The 21,400-nt window shown below is 64.1% G+C and carries 15 protein-coding genes; 5 read left to right on the top strand and 10 right to left on the bottom strand.

All coding sequences use genetic code 11. The features are described from left to right. Positions 1 to 43 precede the first annotated feature (43 nt). Positions 44 to 805: a CPBP family glutamic-type intramembrane protease gene (locus RAM60_RS11190; RefSeq protein WP_369026698.1), complete on the top strand. Its 762-nt coding sequence runs from the start codon at positions 44 to 46 to the stop codon at positions 803 to 805. Here RAM60_RS11190 and RAM60_RS11195 read toward each other — a convergent pair whose 3' ends face one another. The 3 genes from RAM60_RS11195 to RAM60_RS11205 all read right to left on the bottom strand — a co-directional run bounded on the left by RAM60_RS11195 (position 806) and on the right by RAM60_RS11205 (position 1,821). Then, positions 806 to 1,153, bottom strand: coding sequence for a YbjQ family protein (locus tag RAM60_RS11195; protein WP_246449731.1), 348 nt, complete (start codon positions 1,151 to 1,153; stop codon positions 806 to 808). 27 nt (positions 1,154 to 1,180) lie between these two features. Beyond that, the gene (locus RAM60_RS11200) at positions 1,181 to 1,417 is read right to left on the bottom strand and encodes a DUF2312 domain-containing protein (RefSeq protein ID WP_200981449.1); all 237 of its coding nucleotides are present in this window, start codon (positions 1,415 to 1,417) and stop codon (positions 1,181 to 1,183) included. A 92-nt stretch (positions 1,418 to 1,509) separates the two neighbouring features. Next, the gene (locus RAM60_RS11205) at positions 1,510 to 1,821 is read right to left on the bottom strand and encodes a DUF1244 domain-containing protein (protein WP_369026697.1); all 312 of its coding nucleotides are present in this window, start codon (positions 1,819 to 1,821) and stop codon (positions 1,510 to 1,512) included. A gap of 49 nt (positions 1,822 to 1,870) precedes the next feature. Between RAM60_RS11205 and pyk the strand changes: the two genes are divergently transcribed. Both pyk and RAM60_RS11215 read left to right on the top strand, forming a co-directional pair. After that, positions 1,871 to 3,340 (top strand): pyruvate kinase, encoded by a 1,470-nt coding sequence (pyk, locus tag RAM60_RS11210; RefSeq protein ID WP_369026696.1) that lies wholly within the window; start codon positions 1,871 to 1,873, stop codon positions 3,338 to 3,340. A 5-nt stretch (positions 3,341 to 3,345) separates the two neighbouring features. Continuing rightward, positions 3,346 to 4,002, top strand: a complete 657-nt coding sequence (locus RAM60_RS11215) for a hypothetical protein (protein WP_369026695.1) — start codon at positions 3,346 to 3,348, stop codon at positions 4,000 to 4,002. A gap of 16 nt (positions 4,003 to 4,018) precedes the next feature. Here RAM60_RS11215 and RAM60_RS11220 read toward each other — a convergent pair whose 3' ends face one another. From RAM60_RS11220 to rpoB, 6 genes are all read right to left on the bottom strand, one after another. Then, complete coding sequence (locus tag RAM60_RS11220; RefSeq protein ID WP_369026694.1) at positions 4,019 to 5,317, bottom strand: NADH:flavin oxidoreductase/NADH oxidase family protein; 1,299 nt, start codon at positions 5,315 to 5,317, stop codon at positions 4,019 to 4,021. 11 nt (positions 5,318 to 5,328) lie between these two features. Continuing rightward, positions 5,329 to 6,678, bottom strand: coding sequence for a glutamate--tRNA ligase (gene gltX / locus RAM60_RS11225; protein ID WP_369026693.1), 1,350 nt, complete (start codon positions 6,676 to 6,678; stop codon positions 5,329 to 5,331). Positions 6,679 to 6,705: 27 nt separating this feature from the next. Next, entirely contained in the window at positions 6,706 to 7,188 is a 483-nt protein-coding gene (locus tag RAM60_RS11230) for a hypothetical protein (RefSeq protein WP_369026692.1), read from the bottom strand. Beyond that, positions 7,185 to 9,521: a putative bifunctional diguanylate cyclase/phosphodiesterase gene (locus RAM60_RS11235; RefSeq protein ID WP_369026691.1), complete on the bottom strand. Its 2,337-nt coding sequence runs from the start codon at positions 9,519 to 9,521 to the stop codon at positions 7,185 to 7,187. Before RAM60_RS11235 ends, RAM60_RS11230 begins: the two co-directional genes overlap by 4 nt. A 178-nt stretch (positions 9,522 to 9,699) precedes the next feature. Then, positions 9,700 to 14,025 (bottom strand): DNA-directed RNA polymerase subunit beta', encoded by a 4,326-nt coding sequence (gene rpoC, locus RAM60_RS11240; RefSeq protein ID WP_369026690.1) that lies wholly within the window; start codon positions 14,023 to 14,025, stop codon positions 9,700 to 9,702. 65 nt (positions 14,026 to 14,090) lie between these two features. After that, positions 14,091 to 18,284, bottom strand: a complete 4,194-nt coding sequence (gene rpoB, locus RAM60_RS11245; protein ID WP_369026689.1) for a DNA-directed RNA polymerase subunit beta — start codon at positions 18,282 to 18,284, stop codon at positions 14,091 to 14,093. 336 nt (positions 18,285 to 18,620) lie between these two features. Between rpoB and RAM60_RS11250 the strand changes: the two genes are divergently transcribed. Beyond that, complete coding sequence (locus tag RAM60_RS11250) at positions 18,621 to 19,682, top strand: metallophosphoesterase (RefSeq protein WP_369026688.1); 1,062 nt, start codon at positions 18,621 to 18,623, stop codon at positions 19,680 to 19,682. Beyond that, a complete protein-coding gene (locus RAM60_RS11255) occupies positions 19,682 to 20,719 on the top strand; it encodes a hypothetical protein (protein ID WP_369026687.1) in 1,038 nt (345 codons plus the stop codon). The genes RAM60_RS11250 and RAM60_RS11255 overlap by 1 nt, the downstream gene beginning before the upstream one ends. On the opposite strand, the gene RAM60_RS11260 is transcribed toward RAM60_RS11255, so the two are convergent. Further along, positions 20,716 to 21,381 carry a DUF4956 domain-containing protein gene (locus RAM60_RS11260; protein ID WP_369026686.1) on the bottom strand — a complete coding sequence of 222 codons (666 nt, stop codon included), beginning with the start codon at positions 21,379 to 21,381 and terminating at the stop codon, positions 20,716 to 20,718. The genes RAM60_RS11255 and RAM60_RS11260 overlap by 4 nt on opposite strands. Positions 21,382 to 21,400: the final 19 nt, after the last annotated feature.

A 21,400-nucleotide genomic window follows, 5' to 3' on the forward strand; every position in this document is an offset into this window, starting at 1 on the left:
GGAAGTGTTCTCGTCAGAGATTCTCGGGGGTGGCCTTAGCCGCATGGAAGCAATTACCACAAGTGGTCAGGCGCACCTCGCGCCCGCCAATTCGCTACGCGGTGAATGGTCGCGCTTTTTCGCCTTCCTGAAACGGCCCACGCTCCCCGACGGGGCCGCGCCGATGCAACAGTCGAGCTTCATCGCGGTTGGGCGGATGCTGGTGCTCGACCTGATCATCATGGTCGTGCTGCTGGGGGCGGCATTTGGCGTGATGGCTCTGGGGGTGAACATCCCCAAGACCGCCATTTCGGGCATGGACATGACGCCGCAGCTTGCCTTTGCTGCCATCGTCTTTGCCCCCGTCGCGGAGGAGATTGCCTTCCGCAGCTGGCTTTCGGGACGCCCCGGCCACGTGCTCTTCATCATCCTGGCGCTTGTCGCCCTGGCAATCGTGGGTGCAAGCGGTGCGGCGAGCGCGCAACAGGTCAATCCCGTCACAGGCGGCATTGCGCTGGTGGTCTTCCTCGCCGGTCTGGTCGGCCTGTGGGTTCTGCGCGGCCGCGATGCCATGGGCTGGTTCCAGAAGCTCTTCCCGCTGTTCTTCTGGTTCAGCGCCATGGCCTTCGCCGGCATCCACCTGCTCAACTTCTCGGTCGAGAACATGGCGACGATCCTGCCGCTGGTCCTGCCGCAGTTCGTGATCGGGCTGGTGCTCGGCTATCTGCGCGTGAACTACGGCCTGTGGTCGAACATCATGCTCCACATGCTGCACAACGCGGCATTCATCACGCTGGTGGCGGTGGCCGGCAGCGCCGGGGCCTGATCAGATCCTGACCGCGGTCCCGGTCACCGAGACCATCAGCATCGAGCCCTTGGCCCCGACGACCTCGTAGTCGAGATCGACGCCGACCACGGCATTGCCGCCGCGCTGGTCGCACTGCGCCTGCAGCTGCTGGATCGCATCGGCGCGGGCACTCCCGAGAACGCGCTCATAGCTTCCCGCACGCCCGCCGAAGAAATCCCGGAATCCGGCGAACACATCGCGGAACACGTTGGCGCCGACGATCACTTCGCCGGTGACGAGGCCGAGATACTCCTGGATCGGATGGCCCTCGATCGTCGGCGTGGTGCTGACGAGGATCACCCGGCGGTGCGGCAATTGCGATGCCATGGCAGATTACTCCCCTCTTAATCCGGTTCAGCCGATGCCGAGCGCGGCCTTGTAGGTATCGAGAATTGTTTCCATCTCGCGGCGGTCGTCGGGCTTCATCTTACGCAGGCGGACGATCTGGCGCATGATCTTGGTGTCGTAACCGACAGCCTTGGATTCGGCATAGACGTCGCGGATGTCGTCGGCGATGCCCTTCTTCTCTTCCTCGAGGCGTTCGATGCGCTCGATGAGAAGGCGCAGGCGGTCGTCGGTGGCTTCGGCCATTTGGGAAATACTCCGGTGATGTGAGAATCGCCACGCGGGCGGATGGCAGGTTCGATAGCCAGAGCATGGCCCCGGGTGAAGGGTCCGAATCCCTAATCCTGTGCGTTTTTGGCGAGGCTCGCTTCCATGCGCGCCAACTGCTCCTCCGTCGCGGGTGACTGCCGCGTCGCCTTCCATTCGTCCTGCGGCATGCCGTGGATGAGCTCGCGTGCTGCCAGCTTGTCGCCCTCGAAGCCTGCATCGATGATCCAGTCGGCGAGGCAATTGCGGCAGAAGCCTGCGAGCCCCATCAGATCGATGTTCTGTGCATCGTGGCGATGGCGCAAATGGCGCACCAGCCGACGGAACGCCGCTGCCGCTACGGCATCGGGAAGATCGTCGAGCGCCTCTGTATTCGTATCCATTGCGTACTTGTCCTTGAGTTGCCGCAAGCCTGTGCCATAGGCGGTAGCCATGGAAAAGCTCGATCCCCGGCGCGTCGACCCGCGCGGTCGCAAGGTCAAGATCCTCGCCACCGTCGGTCCCGCCAGCCGTTCGCCCGAAATGCTCGCCCGCCTGTTCATGGCCGGCGTCGATGCCTTCCGGGTCAACATGAGCCACGGCGAACACGCCGATCACGAGGCGACGATCCGGGCGATCCGCGCGATGGAAAAGGAATTCCATCGCCCCATCGCGATCCTTGCCGACCTCCAGGGTCCCAAGCTGCGGGTGGGCAAGTTCAAGGACGGGCAGGCGGTCATCCGCCATTCGGGCCACTTCACGCTCGACCGCAATCCCGAACCGGGTGACGAAACCCGCGTCGAGCTGCCGCATCCCGAACTTTTCGGGCTGCTCGAAAAGGGTCAGCGCCTGCTGATCAACGACGGCAAGATCCGCCTGCGCGTGATCCGCGCCGACGAAAACGAGATCCTCTGTTCGGCCGAGGTCGGCGGGGTCATTTCCGACCGCAAGGGCGTAAACGTGCCCGATGCGGAAGTGCCGATACCGGCGCTGACCGACAAGGATCGCAAGGACCTTGCCTTCGCCATCCAGCAAGGGGTCGACTGGATCGGCCTCAGCTTCGTCCAGCGTCCCGAGGACTTGGCTGAAGCCCGCAAGCTCATGGGCGGCTACGGCGCACTGTGCGCCAAGATCGAAAAGCCGATGGCGGTGCGCCGGCTCGACGAAATCATCGAACAGTCGGACGGCATCATGGTTGCCCGCGGCGACTTGGGCGTCGAGCTGGAGCCGCAGGAAGTCCCGCCGCTGCAGAAGAAGATCGTCAACAAGGCGCGCATGGCGGGCAAGCCGGTGATCGTGGCGACGCAGATGCTCGAAAGCATGATCGAGAGCCCTGCCCCGACCCGCGCCGAGGTCTCCGACGTCGCCAATGCCGTCTATGACGGTGCCGACGCAGTCATGCTCTCGGCCGAGACCGCCGCCGGCGACTGGCCCGAAGAGGCGGTGACCATCATGCATCGCATCGCCCGTCAGGTGGAGCGTGACGAGAGCTACCTTTCGCGCGTGCGCTTCCTCGACACGCCGCCCGACAGCACCACGGCCGACGCGCTGGCCCACGCCTGCATGACCGTGGCCGACACGGTGAACATTTCGGCCATCACGGTCTTCACCGGCTCGGGCTCGACCGCGCGCCGCGTTGCCCGTGAACGGCCTTCGGTTCCGATGCTGGTGCTGACGCCGAGCATGAAGACCGCGCGCCGCCTCGGCCTGCTCTGGGGCGCCCACGCGGTCGCGACCAAGGACATCGGCAGCTTCGAGGAGATGATCGCCAAGGGCAAGCGCATGGCCCTGCGCCACGGTTTCGGCGAAGCTGGCAGCAAGCTCATCGCGCTCGCCGGCGTCCCCTTCGGCACGCCCGGTTCGACCAACCTCATGCACGTCGTCACGGTGTCCGGCGACGAGCTGGACAAATACGGCGACTGACGCGCTTGGGCTTGCTCAACGGACTGTTCGGCGCTGGCCGCAACGCCGAAAGGGTCCTGGCCGACTACGCGCCGCTGGAATGGCCCCATCCCCGCGAAGGTATCCACCTGTCCGCAGGAGAGCGCGCCGCGAACCTCGCCTACTTCCTGTTGGTCAAGGATGCACGCGTCGAGCTGGTGACGGGTGCGCTGGCAGACCTGGGCGTGGAGGTCCCTCCACCGTCACAAGCGGATGAGGCGTCGGGAACATCCGTCAGGCTTCACGACCTTGCCCACAGCACGCTCTGCAAGATCAAAGGCTTCGGGAAGATCTGTGCACCCGACTGGCGCGACAGGCCCGTATCCGGTCGTGAAGCACGGCTCCTGTCCTTCGCCTGCGATCTCGGAATCTATTGCGGCGAGGCCGCGGTGGAGACCCGGGACTTCGCGTGGACAATCGACGACACGAAGTACAAGCCCGGCAATGCCATGACGACGCAGGGCAATGTCGTGATTTGCAAGAAGGTGCCCTTCGATCCGAAGCCGATCGATCGCTTCATCGATATCATCGCCCACCCGGTCTACACCGTGCATGACGAGGACCGGATCCGCCAAGGCAAGGGCCTCGCCTGGGTCAACGGGTTCAGTTTCCTCGATGACCTGACCAGCGGCCGTCACGGCTGACTCCGGAACGCAAGGGTCAGGCAGCGCCCGCCGTACGTTCCTTCATGATCCGCTTGTTGCGCGCTTCAAGCGTGCGGAACGCCTTGAACATGGAAAGGTCGGGATCGGTCCGCCCCTGGTGACCGAGCAGCCAGAGCTGTTCGTAGAACCAGTAGATGCCGGCAAAACTGTTGATCGCCTTGACCATCTGGAAGCGCTTCAGAAAGGCGAGCCAGTCGGGCAGGAGGTCGAGCCTGTCCTCGTAGCGCGCGAGTTGCGTCTCGCCGGCCAGCAGCCGGGCAGCAGCATCGGTATCGACGCACATCGGACGCCCGATGCCGATGACATCGGCAGCGCCGCTGTCGAGCGCCTGCTCCATCGCCGCGCGCGTGCGGAAGCCGCCAGTCACCATCAGGGGCACCGAAACCTCGGCCTGCATCGCTTTTGCGAAGTCGACGAAATAGGCCTCGCGCGCCAGGGTCGAAGGCGCGACGTTCTGCTTTTCCTCGTCCTCCATGCCCGAAACGCCAAGCAGCTTGGGTTGCTCGTAGGTACCGCCGGAAATCTCGATCAGGTCGACCGAGGCCGCCTCGAGCCACTTCACCACCTGCAGGCTGTCGCCGAAGTCGAACCCGCCCTTCTGGAAGTCGGCGCTGTTGAGCTTGACCGAGATCGGGAACTCCGGTCCGACCGCAGCGCGCACCGCCGCGACGATCTCGAGCAGGAAGCGCGCGCGGTTTTCCAAACTGCCGCCATATTCGTCGCTGCGCAGGTTCACGCGCGGCGAGAGGAATTGCGAGATGAGGTAGCCATGTGCGCCGTGGATCTGCACGCCGGTGAAGCCTGCCTCCTTGAGCGCACGCGAGGCGATGGCCCAGCGATTGACGAGGTCGGCAATCTCCTCCCGCGTAAGCGGTGTCGGCCTGGCGAACTGCCCGCCGGGGAGCGCCAGCTGCACGTCGGACGACGACTTGGGATGCGGATTGACCAGCTTCTGGGTCTGGCGCCCGCCATGGCTGATCTGGGCCCAGAAGTGGTTGCCGCCGCGCGTTGCCCCCTTGGCCCAGCTGGCGAGGCGGCGTTTCATGTCCTCGTCCGGCTCGCGGTCGATGACGACGTTGCCGGGGCGTTCGAGATGATCCTTGTCGACGATGACATTGCCCGACAGCAGCATTCCCGCGCCGCCATCGGACCAGATGCCGTAGAGCCGCTCGAGCTCGTGGGTCGGGCGTCCGTCGGGAGTCGCCATCCCTTCGGTCATGGCGGCCTTTGCAATGCGGTTCGACAGCACTGCACCGCAGGGCAGCGTGAGTTCCGAAGCCAGTGTCACCGCCATGCAATCCTCCCCTATTGTGCGGCGGCGGCCTCCAGCCGTTCGCGCGCACGCTGTTCCCCGATGAGCGGCAACAGTTCGCCCATGTCGGGCCCGTGGTCCATACCCGTCAGCGCCTGGCGCAGCGGCAGGAATAGCTGCTTGCCCTTGCGTCCTGTCGCCTCCTTGAGCGCAGCCGTGAGGGCGTGCCACGGGTCGTCGCCCCAGCTGAGGGTCTGCGCCGCCAGAGAGAGGTAGTCACGATCCTCGTCCGGGAACGCGGGCTGGTCGATCGGACCGGTCACGATCCGCCACCATTCCGCTGCCTCGTCGATGTGGGCGAGATTGGGCCGGATCGCGTGCCAGCCGGCCTCGTCGATGCCTTCGGGCAGGCGATGCGCGATGCGGTCGAAATCCATGTGATGGACCAGCGCGGTATTGAGGCGTTCGAGCTCGGCATCGTCGAACCGGGCGGGGGCGCGGCCAAAGGTGGAGAGGTCGAAGGTATCGATCAGAACCTGCCGGTCGGCGATCGGTTCGACCGGTTGCGAAGTACCGAGCCGCGCCAGCAAAGCGACAATCGCTTCGGGCTCGATGCCGCGCTCGCGGAAAGCATCGCAGCCCAGCGAACCGAGCCGCTTCGACAGCTTGCCCTCACTCCCGACAAGCAATGCCTCGTGCGAAAAATGCGGAATTTGCTGCGCCGGATAGAGTGCAGCAATTAGTGCGGTAAACATCTGAATTTGAACCGCAGTATTGCTTACATGGTCTTCGCCGCGAAGGACATTCGTAACGCCCATGTCGCAATCATCGACCGCGCTCGGCAACATGTAGAGCCAGCTCCCATCGGCGCGCCGGATGACCGGGTCGGACAATTGGGCGGGGTCGAATTTCTGCGGACCGCGGACACCATCTTCCCACGCGATCGGCTCGGCATGATCGAGCTTGAAGCGCCAATGCGGGGCAATCCCTTCCGCCTCCTTGGCCGCGCGATCCGCGTCGGACATCGCCAGCGCCGCGCGGTCATAGATCGGGGGAAGGCCGCGACCGAGCTGGATCTTCCGCTTCAGCTCCAGTTCCTGCGCGGTCTCGTAACAGGCGTAGATGCGTCCGGCATCGCGCAGCGCAGCAAAGGCGCGCTCATATACCTCGAAGCGCTGCGACTGCCGCTCCTCGCCGTCAATAGCGATGCCCAGCCAGGCAAGATCCGCACGGATCGCCTCGACATATTCCTCGCGGCTGCGCTCGGCATCGGTGTCGTCGATGCGCAGCAGGAAACGCCCGCCATTCTTTCTCGCCAGCATCCAGTTGTGCAGCGCGGTGCGGATATTGCCGACATGGAGCCGTCCGGTCGGAGACGGGGCAAAGCGGGTTGTGAACGTCATGCGCCGCCCGATAGCCGAGCCTGCGGGCTATTGCGAGAACAGCGTTACGGAGTGACCGCCACCGCTGAATTCCAGAGCGTTGGCCGGCGTGCGACGCACTTTCTCGACGCTCGAGAACGCCTCCGAGAGACGCCCGTACTCGGGCGTCACAAGCGGAAGGCAGCTGACGATGCTACCGTCCTTGTTCTTCTGGGGTCCGTATCGCGGATCGCGCTCCAGCCTCAGGTCACCGTGCGAGAGGGTATAAGACCACACAGAACCGAGGCATTTGGGCTCGAAGGAGATGGTATCCTCGCCAATCGAGACGGCCATTCCGGTCGGGGAGTTCGGGTCCTCTCCGTCGATCCCGGCGAGGCGATATTCGCCGACGATGGTCTCGGGAATTTCTCCCGCCGGTTCGACTGCGACCTGTGTGATTTCCGGCTGCGCGACAGGGCCATGCGTTTGGCTATCGTCCGCCGGGGTGCAGGCACCGGAAACGAGCACACACGCCAACACAGCGCGCTTCATGCGACTTGCCCGCCGCGGCGCTGGTTCGCATTCCTGCGGGCCTTGCGATATTCGAGCACGACCGAGCCCTTGTCGGCGAGAGCGGCTTCCGCCGCCTCCGCCGTCGCGAAGGTTTCGCCCGGAGCCGGCTTGCAGATCAGGAAACCCTGGGCCTCATTACAGCCGAGCTTGCGCAACAGGTCGAGCTGGCGGCGGTTCTCGATCCCCTCGGCCGTGGTCGCGATGCCCATCGCTTCGGCCATGCGCGTGATGCTCGAGACGATTGCCTGGCTGTCGGCATCGTCTTCCAGCCGCTGGACGAAATTGCGGTCGATCTTGATGCGGTCGAAGCGGAACTGCTGGAGATAGCCGAGCGATGAATAGCCAACGCCGAAATCGTCGAGGGCAATCCGTGCGCCGAGCCCGCGCAGCTTGTTGAGCGTCGTCGTCGCTGCCTCGCCCTGCTGCATCAGGACATGCTCGGTGATTTCGAACTCGATCCTTTCCGCGGCAATCCCGCTGGTATGGATCGCCTGGGCGACCAGGGCCGCGAGATGCGGGCTGCGCACCTGTGTAGGCGAAAGGTTGATCGCGATGCGGAAATCGCCCTGCCATGCCGCGGTTTCTGCCAGCGTCTGGCGGATCACCCATTCGCCGACCGGAATGATGAGGCCACTGTTCTCAGCTATGTCGAGGAATTCGGCGGGACCGATGACGCCCCGGCGCGGGTGATGCCAGCGCAAAAGGGCCTCGTATCCCGTGGTCGCCCCCGTATCGAGGTCGATGGTGGGCTGGTAATGGATCCTCAGCTGGCCGCGCGCGATGGCTTCGCGCAGGTCGGTTTCGAGTTCGCGCCGGTCACGCGCTTCGCGGTCGAGAGCGGGCTCGAATATCGCCAACGTGTCCCGGCCCTTTTTCTTGGCTGCAAAGAGCGCGAGGTCGGCGCGGCGCATGAGTTCCTCTGCATCGCAATCGCCATCGAAACAGCGCGCCACCCCGATGCTGGTCGAAACGCGGTAATGGTGTCCCTCGATCTCGTAGGCTTCGCGCACGACCGAGAGGAAGCGGTGGGCACGTTCGATGAGCATGCCCATACCGGCGCGGGTTTCGATGAGGACCGCGAACTCGTCCCCGCCCAAGCGCGCCACGAGATCGTCGGCGCGCACTTCCTGTTCCAGCCGGGTGCCCACCTCGCGCAACAGCCGGTCACCGACGAGGTGCCCGCGGGTATCGTTGATCGACTTGAAATCGTCGAGATCAAGATAAAACAGCGCCACGTTCGCCCCCCGTCCTTCGCTGGCGCCAAGCATCACGCGCAACCGCTCGTTGAAGAGGTAGCGATTGGCGAGGCCCGTAAGGTTGTCGTAGTGCGCCATGAAGGCGACGCGCTCTTCGATCATGCGATCGTTGGTCACGTCGCGGGCGACGCCACCCATCCGGCCGTCGGGACGCGCGCGGGCCGAGAGCCTCCAGAACCGCGTTTCTCCGTCAATCCTCAGCTTGACCAGCAGGTCGCGGAACGGGCTCTGCTCGATCAGGTGGCGAGCCAGGCGATCACGCTCCTCCCCCTTCTGGAACAGCGACAGCAGGGACTTGCCTTCCATCCTGTCGATATCGCTGCCCGCCGCCGCGGCGAACCGCGCGCTGACGTCGCGCATGTTGCCTCGCGGACCCGTCGTCCAGAGCCAGTCGGACGACTGCTCCTCGTATTCGTGGAGCAGCATTGAGACCGTATCGGCTGTGGCCGCGTATTCGATCTCCGCACCTATCGAAGCGATGAACTGGCTCTCGATGCGCTGGACCGCCTGCCACAAGGTGAAGGCATAGACCACAAGCAAGGCAAGCAGCGGCCAGGCGGCGAGGCCGGCAACCATATAAGCGGTGCCCGCGAGGCCTGCACCAAGTGCCGCGATGTGGACGTAGGCAGCTACGGGAATGGCACGGTGCATCAGCAGCACCCCAACGAACATCGCTGTCCCCACACATGCCAGCGCCGCGACCGGTCCGCCCTGCCCGCTTGCGGCGAAGACCGGCAGGCCGATACCCCATGCGAGGCTGACCGCCGACATTGCCATCGCGGTCAGGCGCAGTCGCCGGGAGAGATAGGCCTCGTCAGTAGAGGTGAGGTCCGAAGTCATGGAAATGCCAAGGCGCAGCAGCACGGCAAGAATTAGTGCGGTCGCCCAGATCACCATCGCCACATTGCGGAAGCTGCCATGGAAAACGCCGAGAAGAACGGCCGCCGATGCAAGGCTTGACGCGACGGCTCCCGGTGCACCGGCACTGGCCGCCGTCAGCCGGCGGGAGAGGACCTTGAGGCGCATGGCCTCGGTTTGGGTGGCTGTTCCGTTCATTGCCCCTCGGCGCACAAGGCCAGCCTGGCCCGGTGCAGTCCAGATTATTGCGGCAATCGAAGCCGTTACGCAATCCTCAACCCTCGGCAGCACGGGTGAACCCCGGCCCTCATCCCAAGAAAAAGGGCCCCGCGGATTGCTCCGCGAGGCCCGATTCAACCCTTACGGTCGGGTCGGCTTATTCGCCGTCGCTCGCTTCGGGGTTCAGGTATTCGCCGGCATCTGCGTCGGTGCCGTGGGTTTCGCCTTCCATCACCGCCAGCGGATCGTCGCCGATGGCAGCTTCGGGACCCTGGGCGAGTTCGGCAGCATGCTCTTCCTCGGCAGTGTTGGCAGCAATGATGGCTTCCTGCGCCCGCTTCCAAGAGGCACGCAGCGCGGCGTCGCGGCTGGAGGCTGTGATGCGCATGCGGTTCATGCCCGCGCCGGTACCGGCGGGGATGAGACGGCCGACGATCACGTTCTCCTTGAGACCGATCAGCGTGTCCTTCTTGCCCTCGACTGCCGCCTGCGTGAGCACGCGGGTGGTTTCCTGGAAGGAAGCCGCCGAGATGAACGAACGCGTCTGGAGCGAAGCCTTGGTGATACCGAGGAGGATCGGCGTGCCGACGGCAGGCTGCTTGCCCTTGGCCAGCTTCGAGTTCACCTCGTTCAGTTCTTCCGCATCGACCTGCTCGCCCGGCAGCAGCACGGTATCGCCACCGTCGGTGATCTCGACCTTCTGCAGCATCTGGCGAACGATCACCTCGATGTGCTTGTCGTTGATCTTCACGCCCTGGAGTCGGTAGACTTCCTGGATCTCGTTCACGAGGTATTCGGCCAGAGCCTCCACCCCGAGGACTTCGAGGATGTCGTGCGGGTTGGGCGAGCCCGAGATGAGCGTGTCGCCCTTCTTCACGAAGTCGCCTTCCTGGACGTCGATCACCTTGGTCTTGGGGATCAGGTATTCCACCGGATCACCCTCTTCCGGGATAATCGCGATCTTGCGCTTGGCCTTGTACTCGCGAACGAATTCGATCTTGCCCGAAATCTTGGCGATGATCGAATTGTCCTTGGGCAGGCGGGCCTCGAAGAGTTCGGCAACACGCGGCAGACCGCCGGTGATGTCGCGGGTCTTCGCCGCTTCGCGCGAGGCACGGGCAAGGATGTCCCCCGCTTCGACCTGCTGGCCGTCCTCGACCGAGAGCACGGTGCCCGGCGCCAGCATGTAGCGCGAGGCTTCGCTCTCGTCCCCTGCATCGTTGAACAGGGTGAGGCGCGGACGAAGGTCGTCCTTCTTGCGGCCGCTGGCACGCATTTCGGTGACCACGCGCTGGGCGATGCCGGTGGCATCGTCGACGCGTTCTTCCATGGTCGTGCCGTCGACGAGGTCCTGGTACTTCACGACGCCCGAGGTTTCGGTGATGATCGGCAGCGAGAACGGGTCCCACTCTGCCAGACGCTCGCCGGTCTTCACCTTGTCGCCGTCCTTGTGCATCAGCACGGTACCGTAGGGCACCTTGTGGATCTCGCGCTCGCGACCTTCGGCGTCGATCACTGCCAGTTCGCCGTTGCGGGCGAGGGACAGGATGCGACCCTTCTTGTCGACGATGGTCGGCATGTCGCGATAGACGACCTTGCCGTCCGAGATCGCCTCGAGGTGGCTGGTCTCGTTGAGCTGCGCGGCACCGCCAATGTGGAAGGTACGCATGGTCAGCTGCGTGCCCGGCTCACCGATCGACTGTGCGGCGATGACGCCGACTGCTTCACCGATGTTCACCGGCGTACCGCGAGCAAGGTCACGACCGTAGCAGGTTGCGCAGACGCCCTGCTGGGCTTCGCAGACCAGCGGCGAGCGGATCTTGGCGACCTGCGTCTCGGCTTCCTCGATGGCCTTGACCATCGGTTCATCGAGCAGCGTGCCGGCCTTGACGATCACTTCGCCGGTCGAGGCATTGACGATGTCCTCGGCCACGGTGCGGCCAAGGATACGCTCGCCGAGCGACGCGATCACCGAACCACCCTGCACGATCGCACGCATTTCCAGCGCCCGTTCGGTCTTGCAGTCTTCCTCGATGATGACGCAGTCCTGCGACACGTCGACGAGGCGGCGGGTCAGGTAACCCGAGTTCGCCGTCTTCAGCGCCGTATCCGCGAGGCCCTTGCGGGCGCCGTGGGTCGAGTTGAAGTACTCGAGGACGTTCAGGCCTTCCTTGAAGTTCGAGATGATCGGGTTCTCGATGATCTCGCCCGACGGCTTGGCCATCAGGCCGCGCATGCCGGCCAGCTGCTTCATCTGTGCCGGGCTACCACGCGCACCGGAGTGCGACATCATGTAGATCGAGTTGATCTCGCCTTCCTTGCCATCCTTGTCGATCGGACGCGAGCGGATCTTGTCCATCATGGCATCGGCCACCTTGTCGCCGCACTGGCTCCAGGCGTCGATGACCTTGTTGTACTTTTCCTGCTGCGTGATCAGGCCGTCCTGGTACTGCTGCTCGTAATCGGCAACCAGCGCCTTGGTGGCTTCGACCAGACCTTCCTTCTCTTCCGGGATGATCATGTCATCCTTGCCGAAGGAGATGCCGGCCTTGAACGCGTGACGGAAGCCCAGCGCCATGATGGCGTCGGCGAACAGCACGGTGTCCTTCTGGCCGGTGTGGCGATAGACCTCGTCGATGACGTCGGCGATGTCCTTCTTGGTGAGAAGGCGGTTGACGATGTCGAAGGGAACCTTGTGGTTCTTCGGCAGGCATTCACCGATCAGCATGCGACCGGCGGTGGTTTCGAACCGCTGCATGCTGATGTTGCCCTGCTCGTCGGCCTGGGGCACGCGGGCAAGGATCTTGGTGTGCAGCGAGACCGCCTTGGTTTCCAGCGCCTGGTGGACTTCGGCCATGTCGGCGAACATCGGCAGCTTCTCGATCTTCTCGCCATTCGGCCCGTCGATGAACTCGGGGGTCTTCTCCTGGCGTTCCATCGACAGGTAGTAGAGGCCGAGGACCATGTCCTGCGAAGGAACGATGATCGGCTTGCCGTTGGCGGGCGAGAGGATGTTGTTGGTCGACATCATCAGGACGCGCGCTTCCAGCTGGGCCTCGAGGCTCAGCGGGACGTGCACGGCCATCTGGTCGCCGTCGAAGTCGGCGTTGAACGCGGCGCAGACCAGCGGGTGAAGCTGGATCGCCTTGCCCTCGATCAGCACCGGCTCGAAAGCCTGGATGCCGAGGCGGTGGAGCGTCGGCGCGCGGTTGAGGAGGACGGGGTGTTCGCGGATGACTTCATCCAGGATGTCCCAGACTTCCTTGCGCTCCTTCTCAACCCACTTCTTCGCCTGCTTGAGCGTCATGCTCAGGCCCTTGGCGTCGAGGCGGGCGTAGATGAACGGCTTGAACAGCTCGAGCGCCATCTTCTTGGGCAGGCCGCACTGGTGCAGCTTGAGCTCCGGACCGGTCACGATGACCGAACGGCCCGAATAGTCGACGCGCTTGCCGAGCAGGTTCTGACGGAAGCGGCCCTGCTTGCCCTTGAGCATGTCGGACAGCGACTTCAGCGGACGCTTGTTGGCACCGGTGATCACGCGGCCGCGACGGCCGTTGTCGAACAGTGCATCGACGGCTTCCTGCAGCATGCGCTTTTCGTTGCGGACGATGATGTCCGGCGCGCGCAGCTCCATGAGGCGCTTCAGGCGGTTGTTACGGTTGATCACGCGACGGTAGAGGTCGTTGAGGTCCGACGTCGCGAAGCGGCCACCGTCGAGCGGCACCAGCGGGCGCAGTTCGGGCGGGATGACCGGGATCACTTCGAGGATCATCCATTCCGGACGGTTGCCGGAATCGATGAAGCTTTCGACGACCTTCAGGCGCTTGATGATCTTGGCGGGCTTGAGCTTCGACTTGGTGGTCGCGAGCTCTTCCAGCAGGTCCTCGCGTTCCTGTTCGAGGTCGAGGTCCATGAGCATGGTCTTGACCGCCTCGGCACCGATGGCGGCGCTGAAGCTGTCTTCACCGTATTCGTCCTGCGCGTCGAGCAGTTCGTCCTCGGTCAGCAGCTGGAACTTCTCCAGCGCGGTAAGGCCCGGCTCGGTGACGATGTAGCTTTCGAAGTACAGTACGCGCTCGAGCTGCTTGAGCTGCATGTCGAGCAGCAGGCCGATGCGCGAAGGCAGCGACTTCAGGAACCAGATGTGCGCGACCGGAGCGGCGAGCTCGATGTGGCCCATGCGCTCGCGGCGGACCTTGGTCACGGTGACTTCGACGCCGCACTTTTCGCAGACGACGCCCTTGTACTTCATGCGCTTGTACTTGCCGCACAGGCACTCGTAATCCTTCACGGGGCCGAAGATGCGCGCGCAGAACAGGCCGTCACGCTCGGGCTTGAACGTGCGGTAGTTGATGGTTTCCGGCTTCTTGATCTCGCCGAAGGACCAGCTGCGAATACGCTCGGGCGACGCGATGCCGATCTGGATCTCGTCGAAGGTTTCCGGCTTGGCGAGCTGGTTGGTGAATTTGGTCAGTTCGTTCATGACTTAATTCCCTAAACGGGTGAATTCTCTGGGGGCGGTATGGAGGGGGCCGAAGCCCGCCTCCTTTATTCCGCCGCCTCCGGCCACTGGTCCTCGTCTTCCTCGTCGCCATGCGACTTGAGTTCGACATTGAGGCCGAGGCTGCGCATTTCCTTGACGAGAACGTTGAAGCTCTCCGGAATGCCGGCCTCGAAGGTGTCGTCGCCCTTGACGATCGCCTCGTAGACCTTGGTACGGCCGATCACGTCGTCCGACTTCACGGTGAGGATTTCCTGCAGCGTGTAGGCCGCACCGTAGGCCTGGAGTGCCCAGACCTCCATCTCACCGAAGCGCTGGCCGCCGAACTGCGCCTTACCGCCCAGCGGCTGCTGGGTGACGAGCGAGTAGGGACCAATCGAACGGGCGTGGATCTTGTCGTCGACGAGGTGGTGCAGCTTGAGCATGTAGATGATGCCCACGGTGACCTTGCGGTCGAAGGCATCGCCCGTGCGGCCGTCGAACAGGACCGACTGGCCCGAGCTGTCGAGACCGGCCTTGCCGAGCTGGATCGTCACGTCGCCTTCGCGGGCGCCATCGAACACCGGGGTGCCCATCGGGACACCGGTCTTCAGATTGGTCGCCAGCTCGACGATCTCGGCCGTCGAACGGGCCTCGATCTCCTCGTGGTACTGTTCGCCGTAGACATCCTTCAGGCGCTCTACCACCGCTTCGGGCGGCTTGGCCTTGGCGTAGTCTTCCGCGGCATTCGGGTTCGCCCGGCGCCATTCCTCGAGCTGCTCGCCGATCTGGTGACCCAGGTTGCGGGCCGCCATGCCGAGGTGCGTTTCGAAGATCTGCCCGACGTTCATGCGCGAAGGCACGCCCAGCGGGTTGAGCACGAGGTCGACGGGGGTACCGTCTTCGAGGAACGGCATGTCCTCGACCGGCAGGATGCGCGAAATCACACCCTTGTTACCGTGACGGCCGGCCATCTTGTCGCCCGGCTGCAGCTTGCGCTTTACCGCGACGAAGACCTTGACCATCTTGAGCACGCCCGGGGCGAGCTCGTCACCGCGCTCGAGCTTCTCCTTGCGGTCCTCGAACTTCTCTTCGATCGTCTTCACCGCTTCGTCGTACTGCGACTTGACGGCTTCGAGCTGGGCCTGGCGACCATCGTCGGCCACCGCGAACTTGAACCATTCGTGGCGGTCGATTTCCTCGAGCAGGCCTTCCGAGATCACCTCGCCCTTCTTCACGCCCTTCGGAGCCGCCGAAGCGGTCTGGCCGAGGAGCATGTCGCGAAGGCGGTTGTAGGTCGCACGGTTGAGGATCGCGCGTTCGTCGTTGGCGTCCTTGCGGAGGCGTTCGATTTCCTCGTTCTGGATCGCACGGGTACGGTCGTCGATCTCGATGCCGTGGCGGTTGAACACGCGTACCTCGACGATCGTGCCGGCAACGCCCGGCGGCAGGCGGAGCGAGGTGTCGCGCACGTCGCTGGCCTTTTCGCCGAAGATGGCGCGGAGGAGCTTTTCTTCCGGCGTCATCGGGCTTTCGCCCTTGGGCGTGATCTTGCCGACGAGGATGTCACCCGGGTGCACTTCGGCGCCGATGTAGACGATGCCCGCCTCGTCGAGGTTGCGCAGGGCTTCCTCGCCGACGTTGGGAATGTCGCGGGTGATGTCTTCGGGCCCGAGCTTGGTGTCGCGCGCCATGACTTCGAATTCCTCGATGTGGATCGAGGTGAACACGTCGTCCTTCACGATGCGCTCGGAGATGAGGATCGAGTCCTCGTAGTTGTAGCCGTTCCAGGGCATGAACGCGACGAGGCTGTTGCGGCCCAGCGCCAGCTCACCCAAGTCGGTCGACGGACCGTCGGCGATGATGTCGCCGGCTTCGATCGTGTCGCCCACCTTCACCAGCGGACGCTGGTTGATGCAGGTGTTCTGGTTCGAACGCTGGAACTTCTGCAGCGTGTAGATGTCGACGCCCGACTGGCCGGGTTCGACATCGCCGATTGCACGGATCACGATGCGGGTCGCGTCGACCTGGTCGACGATACCGCCGCGGGTGGCCGCGATGGCAGCACCCGAATCGCGCGCAACGGTTTCTTCCATGCCGGTGCCGACCCAAGGCGCTTCCGCCTTGACCAGCGGCACGGCCTGGCGCTGCATGTTCGAGCCCATGAGTGCACGGTTGGCGTCGTCGTTTTCCAGGAACGGAATGAGCGAGGCCGCGACCGAGACGAGCTGCTTGGGGCTGACGTCCATGAGCGTGATGTGCTCGCGCGGAGCCATCAGGTTGTCGCCGTCGTGACGGGCCGAGACGAGCTCCTCGACGAACGAGCCGTCGTCGTTGAGTTCGGCCGACGCCTGCGCGACGGTGTGCTTCTGCTCTTCCATGGCCGACAGGTAGATCACCTCGTCGGTCACCTTGCCGTCGATCACCTTGCGGTACGGCGTTTCGATGAAGCCGTACTTGTTGACGCGGGCGAAGGTCGAGAGCGAGTTGATCAGACCGATGTTTGGGCCTTCCGGCGTCTCGATCGGGCAGATGCGGCCATAGTGCGTCGGGTGGACGTCGCGGACTTCGAAGCCCGCGCGCTCACGGGTAAGGCCGCCCGGTCCGAGCGCCGAGACGCGGCGCTTGTGGGTGACTTCCGACAGCGGGTTGGTCTGGTCCATGAACTGCGAGAGCTGGCTGGAACCGAAGAACTCGCGCACTGCGGCGACCGCAGGCTTCGCGTTGATCAGGTCGTTCGGCATGACGGTCGACACGTCGACCGAGCTCATGCGCTCCTTCACCGCGCGCTCCATGCGGAGCAGGCCGACGCGGTACTGGTTTTCCAGCAGTTCGCCGACCGAGCGGACACGGCGGTTGCCGAGGTTGTCGATGTCGTCGACTTCGCCCTTGCCGTCCTTGAGGTCGACGAGCTCCTTCACCACCGCGAGGATGTCTTCCTTGCGCAGCGTGGTGACTGTGTCTTCGGCATCGAGGTCGAGTCGCATGTTGAGCTTGACGCGGCCCACGGCCGACAGGTCATAGCGCTCGCCGTCGAAGAACAGGCCTTCGAACAGGGCCTCGGCGGTTTCCTTCGTCGGCGGTTCACCCGGGCGCATGACCTTGTAGATCGCTTCCAGGCCTTCGTCGCGGTTCTCGGCCTTGTCGACCTTGAGCGTGTTGCGGATCCAGGGACCGGTGTTGACGTGGTCGATGTCGAGCAGGTCCATCGCGTCGATGCCGGCCTTGTCGAGCGCCTCGAGGTTCTCGGCGGCGACTTCGTCACCAGCCTCGATGTAGATGCGGCCGGTCTTCTCGTCGATCATGTCGCGGCTGGCGTAACGGCCGAAGATTTCCTCGGTCGGCAGCAGCAGGGTGGCAAGGCCGTCCTTGGCAGCCTTGTTCGCGGCACGGGGGCTGATCTTCTGGCCGGCGGGGAAGATTTCCTCGCCGGTCTTGGCATCGATCAACGGGAAAGCCGGCTTCTGGCCGCGCCACTGCTCGGCCACGAAGGGAATTTCCCAGCCGTCCTTTGCGCGCTTCCAGGTGACGGTGTTGTAGAAGTGCGAGAGGATGCCCTCGTCGTCGAGACCCAGCGCATAAAGCAGCGCGGTGACCGGTAGCTTGCGCTTGCGGTCGATACGGACGTTGACGATGTCCTTGGCGTCGAACTCGAAGTCGAGCCAGCTGCCGCGGTACGGAATGATGCGGGCGGCGAAGAGGAGCTTGCCCGAAGAGTGCGTCTTGCCGCGGTCATGGTCGAACAGCACACCAGGCGAACGGTGCATCTGCGACACGATCACGCGTTCGGTACCGTTGATGACGAAGGTGCCGTTCTCGGTCATGAGCGGCATGTCGCCCATGTAGACGTCCTGCTCCTTGATATCGAGCACGGAACGGGTCTCGGTCTCCTGGTCGACCTCGAAGACGATCAGGCGCAGCGTGACCTTCATCGGCGCAGCGTAGGTGATGCCACGCTGGCGGCACTCGACGATGTCGTACTTGGGCGGTTCGAGTTCGTAATGGACGAAGTCGAGTTCGGCGGTGCCGGCGAAGTCGCGGATCGGGAAAACCGAACGCAGGGTCTTCTCGAGGCCGGAAACGTAGCCCGTTTCCTTGTCCGAGCGCAGGAACTGTTCGTAGCTCTCGCGCTGGACCTCGATCAGGTTGGGCATCTGGACGACTTCGTGGATGTCGCCGAAGATCTTGCGGATGCGGCGCTTTGCCGTGCCCGATGCCTTCGCGCCCCGGGTCTTCTTCGGAGCCTTCGCCTTGGTAGCCATAAGGGGTGTGTACCTCTTCTCGTGTGCGCCGGAGGCTGCGCGGACAGCCCCGGAAATTCGTGTCTCATGCGCGTGAGAACCATGATCGGGACGCGAAAAGGCCGCAGCGTAGGCGCACCGATACCGGCGGCAAGCTGCAGCTTATCAAGCGTCGCGATTATGGAAGCGCCCCTTCCATCCTGAAGCCGATCCCCGCGCATGAATCGGCCCTGCTCGAAGCGGGCGGTCGAGGGGGCATGTAGGAAGAGTCCCCGCCCCTGTCAAACATGGAAATCCCGGATGCGGCGAAGGGTCGATAATGTGCTAGTGTCGCGCGAAGAACCACGGGGGAGAGCGATGCGCGGATTGCTGGCATCGGTGCGCAGGCTGGCGGCGATCCTGCTCCTTGCGAGCATGCCCGCGATCGGCATGGCCGAGGAGCAGCGTGTCGTCGCGGTGGGTGATCTCCACGGCGACTACGGCGCCTGGCTCGAAATAGCCCGGGCGTCGGGCGCCAGCACCGACGGGAAGCATTGGACCGGCGGGCGCTCCGTACTCGTCCAGATGGGCGACATTGTCGACCGGGGGCCGGATTCGCTGAAGATCATCCGCCACCTCCAGACGCTCGACAAAGAGGCCGCGATGGCGGGCGGTAGGGTTGTCGTCCTGCTCGGCAATCACGAGGCGATGAACGTCATCGGCGACCTGCGATACGTCGACCCGGGCGAATATGCGGCGTTCGTCACCCGCAAATCGGACCGGACCCGAAAGAAGGCCTGGCAAGCCATGGCGCCAACGCTGGTCGCGCGGGCCCGCACGACATCGCCCGATATATCGGAAGACGCGGTGCGCACCGCATGGCTGGCAGCAACCCCTCTCGGTCTTGTCGAGCATCGCCATGCGTGGGCGCCAGGAGGCGAGCTGGGAAAATGGGCGGCGGACCGACCGGCCACCTATCGGCTTGGCGATACGCTCTTCGTCCATGGCGGGATCAGCCTGGAGGCAAGCGTTGACCCGATTGAGAGGATCAACGCGCGATACGAAGCAGCATTGGAAGAGGGGGCACAGGTCGTTCGTCCGGTCCTCGAAGACCCGCTCGGGCCGCTGTGGTACCGCGGCAATGTCGCGGGCGCGCCCGATCAGGGCGTCCGACCAGCACCCGATGGCGAACTTGCGACGGTCCTTGCGCGGCTCGGTGCCGCCCGGCTCGTCGTCGGCCACACTCCGAACCCTAACGGCATAACCGAAGAGCAGGACGGACGGCTGATCCGGATCGATACCGGCATCTCGCGTGCCTACGGCGGGCCGGCCAGCTTTCTCGAGATCCTCGGCGGCCAGACCTGGGCGCACGAGCGGGGCAAGGACGGCCAATGGTCGCGTCGCGCCCTCCAGGGCGTATCCAAGGCGGGAGAACGATAATGAGACTGGCGAAGCTCTGCGTGCTTTCATTGGCACTCCTCGGCACCTCTGCCTCTGGCGAGGACACAGACGACGAGGTCACACCGCTTTTCGGCAGCGACGCGCTTCTCGATGTCACGATCGATGGACCGGTACGCGAAGTGGCGAGGCGTGCCGAAAGCTCCGACGAGGTCCGCCCGGCGACATTGACGGCGGCGGGCGAGAGCCATCCCATCGAAATGTCGGCGCGGGGCATCTCGCGGCGTCGCAAGGACAAGTGCAGTTTCCCGCCCCTGCGTATCGGCTTTCCCGACAAGCCCGATGCGACATCCCTCTTCCGCAAGCAAAAACGCATCAAGCTTGTCACGCATTGCAACGACAACGCGCGGTTCGAGCAAATCGTGCTGCGCGAATATGCCGCCTACCGGCTTTACAACATCCTGACGCCCGAGAGCTTCAAGGTCAGGCTGGCGCGGGTCACCTACCGCGATGGCGGCAAGGATGTGGCCACCCGCATCGGCTTCTTCATCGAGGACGGTGACGATGCGGCGAAGCGCGTCGGCCTGAAGGAAGTCGACACCGGCAACGTCCGGGTCGCAGCCCTCAACCGCGAGGACGGCGCGCGGTACTCGCTGTTCCAATACATGATCGGCAATACCGACTGGGCCATGGATGCCGGGCCCGACCCTGCCGACTGCTGCCACAATTCGCGCCTCTTCGGCGAGGCAAAGGACGCCGCCGCCAACCTCACGCCGGTCCCCTATGATTTCGACAATGCCGGGTTGGTCGATGCACCATATGCCGTCCCCAGCGAGAAGCTGCGAATCCCCAATGTGAGGTATCGCATCTATCGCGGGTATTGCGCCTTCAACGAAGCCTTGCCTGCCCAGCTCGAAAATTACCGCAACGCGCGCGGGGAGATCGAGGCCGAACTGGGCCGCATCCCGGGACTCGAAACGCGCAGCATCCAGTCCATGCGACAATATATTGCCGGGTTCTTCGAAGACATCGGCGACAGCGACAGGATCGCGAAGAAGCTGACCGGCGCCTGCCTCTAGGCCCCCTCGCCCGACTGGTCGACCTGATCGAGCCCGGTCTCCGCATCGTCGGGATCGGTCGGGCGCAAATAGCGATGCGCGCCCTGCAGGGCACCGTAGTCGACGAGCCACAGGAAGGCGAAAGTGAAGTTGAACATCACCGTCATGACCAGCGCAATCTCGAGCGCGCCGATCCCGGCCGCGAGCCCGATACCGATGGCGAGCAGGATGTAGATCGCGTCGCCCGAGCTCTTCAGGGTGTTGCGAAAGCGCACCCCGCCGACAATCCCGGCGAGTGAGAAGGCCAGCGCAAGGGAATCGTGGACCATGACCACGATCGACGTCACTGCGATCGGCAGGACGATCATCGTTTCGACCAACGCCTGATCGTATTCCTTGCGACTGCGGCTGGCCATGTACGTCCAGGTGACCGGGAAGGTGGTCAGCAAAGCCCCCATGACCGCGACCACCAGCCACACGACCGAACTGCCAAGATTGCCGACGCGGCGGGCCTCAATACCCACCCCATCGAGCGGATTGGCAGGTGGCGCGGTGAGGAGCGTCTGCGCACCGCCGATGGGCAGGAAATCGGCCAGTGGCGGGTACAAGGAAACCGCCAGGTAAACGGCAAGCGATACGAAGGCGTAGAACAGGACCAGCCTGACGAAGAGTTGCCGTGTCATTCCGCTTCCCATCCCCCTT

The sequence above is a fragment of the Qipengyuania sp. RANM35 genome (assembly GCF_041021145.2).
GTDB lineage: Bacteria > Pseudomonadota > Alphaproteobacteria > Sphingomonadales > Sphingomonadaceae > Qipengyuania > Qipengyuania soli.

Coding starts and splice junctions, on each gene's coding strand:
- pyk (WP_369026696.1), top strand. CDS start 1,871: ATGGAAAAGCTCGATCCCCGGCGCGTCGACCCGCGCGGTCGCAAGGTC.
- RAM60_RS11250 (WP_369026688.1), top strand. CDS start 18,621: ATGCGCGGATTGCTGGCATCGGTGCGCAGGCTGGCGGCGATCCTGCTC.
- RAM60_RS11220 (WP_369026694.1), bottom strand. CDS start 5,317: ATGGCGGTGACACTGGCTTCGGAACTCACGCTGCCCTGCGGTGCAGTG.
- RAM60_RS11235 (WP_369026691.1), bottom strand. CDS start 9,521: ATGAACGGAACAGCCACCCAAACCGAGGCCATGCGCCTCAAGGTCCTC.
- RAM60_RS11190 (WP_369026698.1), top strand. CDS start 44: ATGGAAGCAATTACCACAAGTGGTCAGGCGCACCTCGCGCCCGCCAAT.
- RAM60_RS11195 (WP_246449731.1), bottom strand. CDS start 1,153: ATGGCATCGCAATTGCCGCACCGCCGGGTGATCCTCGTCAGCACCACG.
- rpoC (WP_369026690.1), bottom strand. CDS start 14,025: ATGAACGAACTGACCAAATTCACCAACCAGCTCGCCAAGCCGGAAACC.
- RAM60_RS11200 (WP_200981449.1), bottom strand. CDS start 1,417: ATGGCCGAAGCCACCGACGACCGCCTGCGCCTTCTCATCGAGCGCATC.
- gltX (WP_369026693.1), bottom strand. CDS start 6,678: ATGACGTTCACAACCCGCTTTGCCCCGTCTCCGACCGGACGGCTCCAT.
- RAM60_RS11230 (WP_369026692.1), bottom strand. CDS start 7,188: ATGAAGCGCGCTGTGTTGGCGTGTGTGCTCGTTTCCGGTGCCTGCACC.
- RAM60_RS11205 (WP_369026697.1), bottom strand. CDS start 1,821: ATGGATACGAATACAGAGGCGCTCGACGATCTTCCCGATGCCGTAGCG.
- rpoB (WP_369026689.1), bottom strand. CDS start 18,284: ATGGCTACCAAGGCGAAGGCTCCGAAGAAGACCCGGGGCGCGAAGGCA.
- RAM60_RS11255 (WP_369026687.1), top strand. CDS start 19,682: ATGAGACTGGCGAAGCTCTGCGTGCTTTCATTGGCACTCCTCGGCACC.
- RAM60_RS11260 (WP_369026686.1), bottom strand. CDS start 21,381: ATGACACGGCAACTCTTCGTCAGGCTGGTCCTGTTCTACGCCTTCGTA.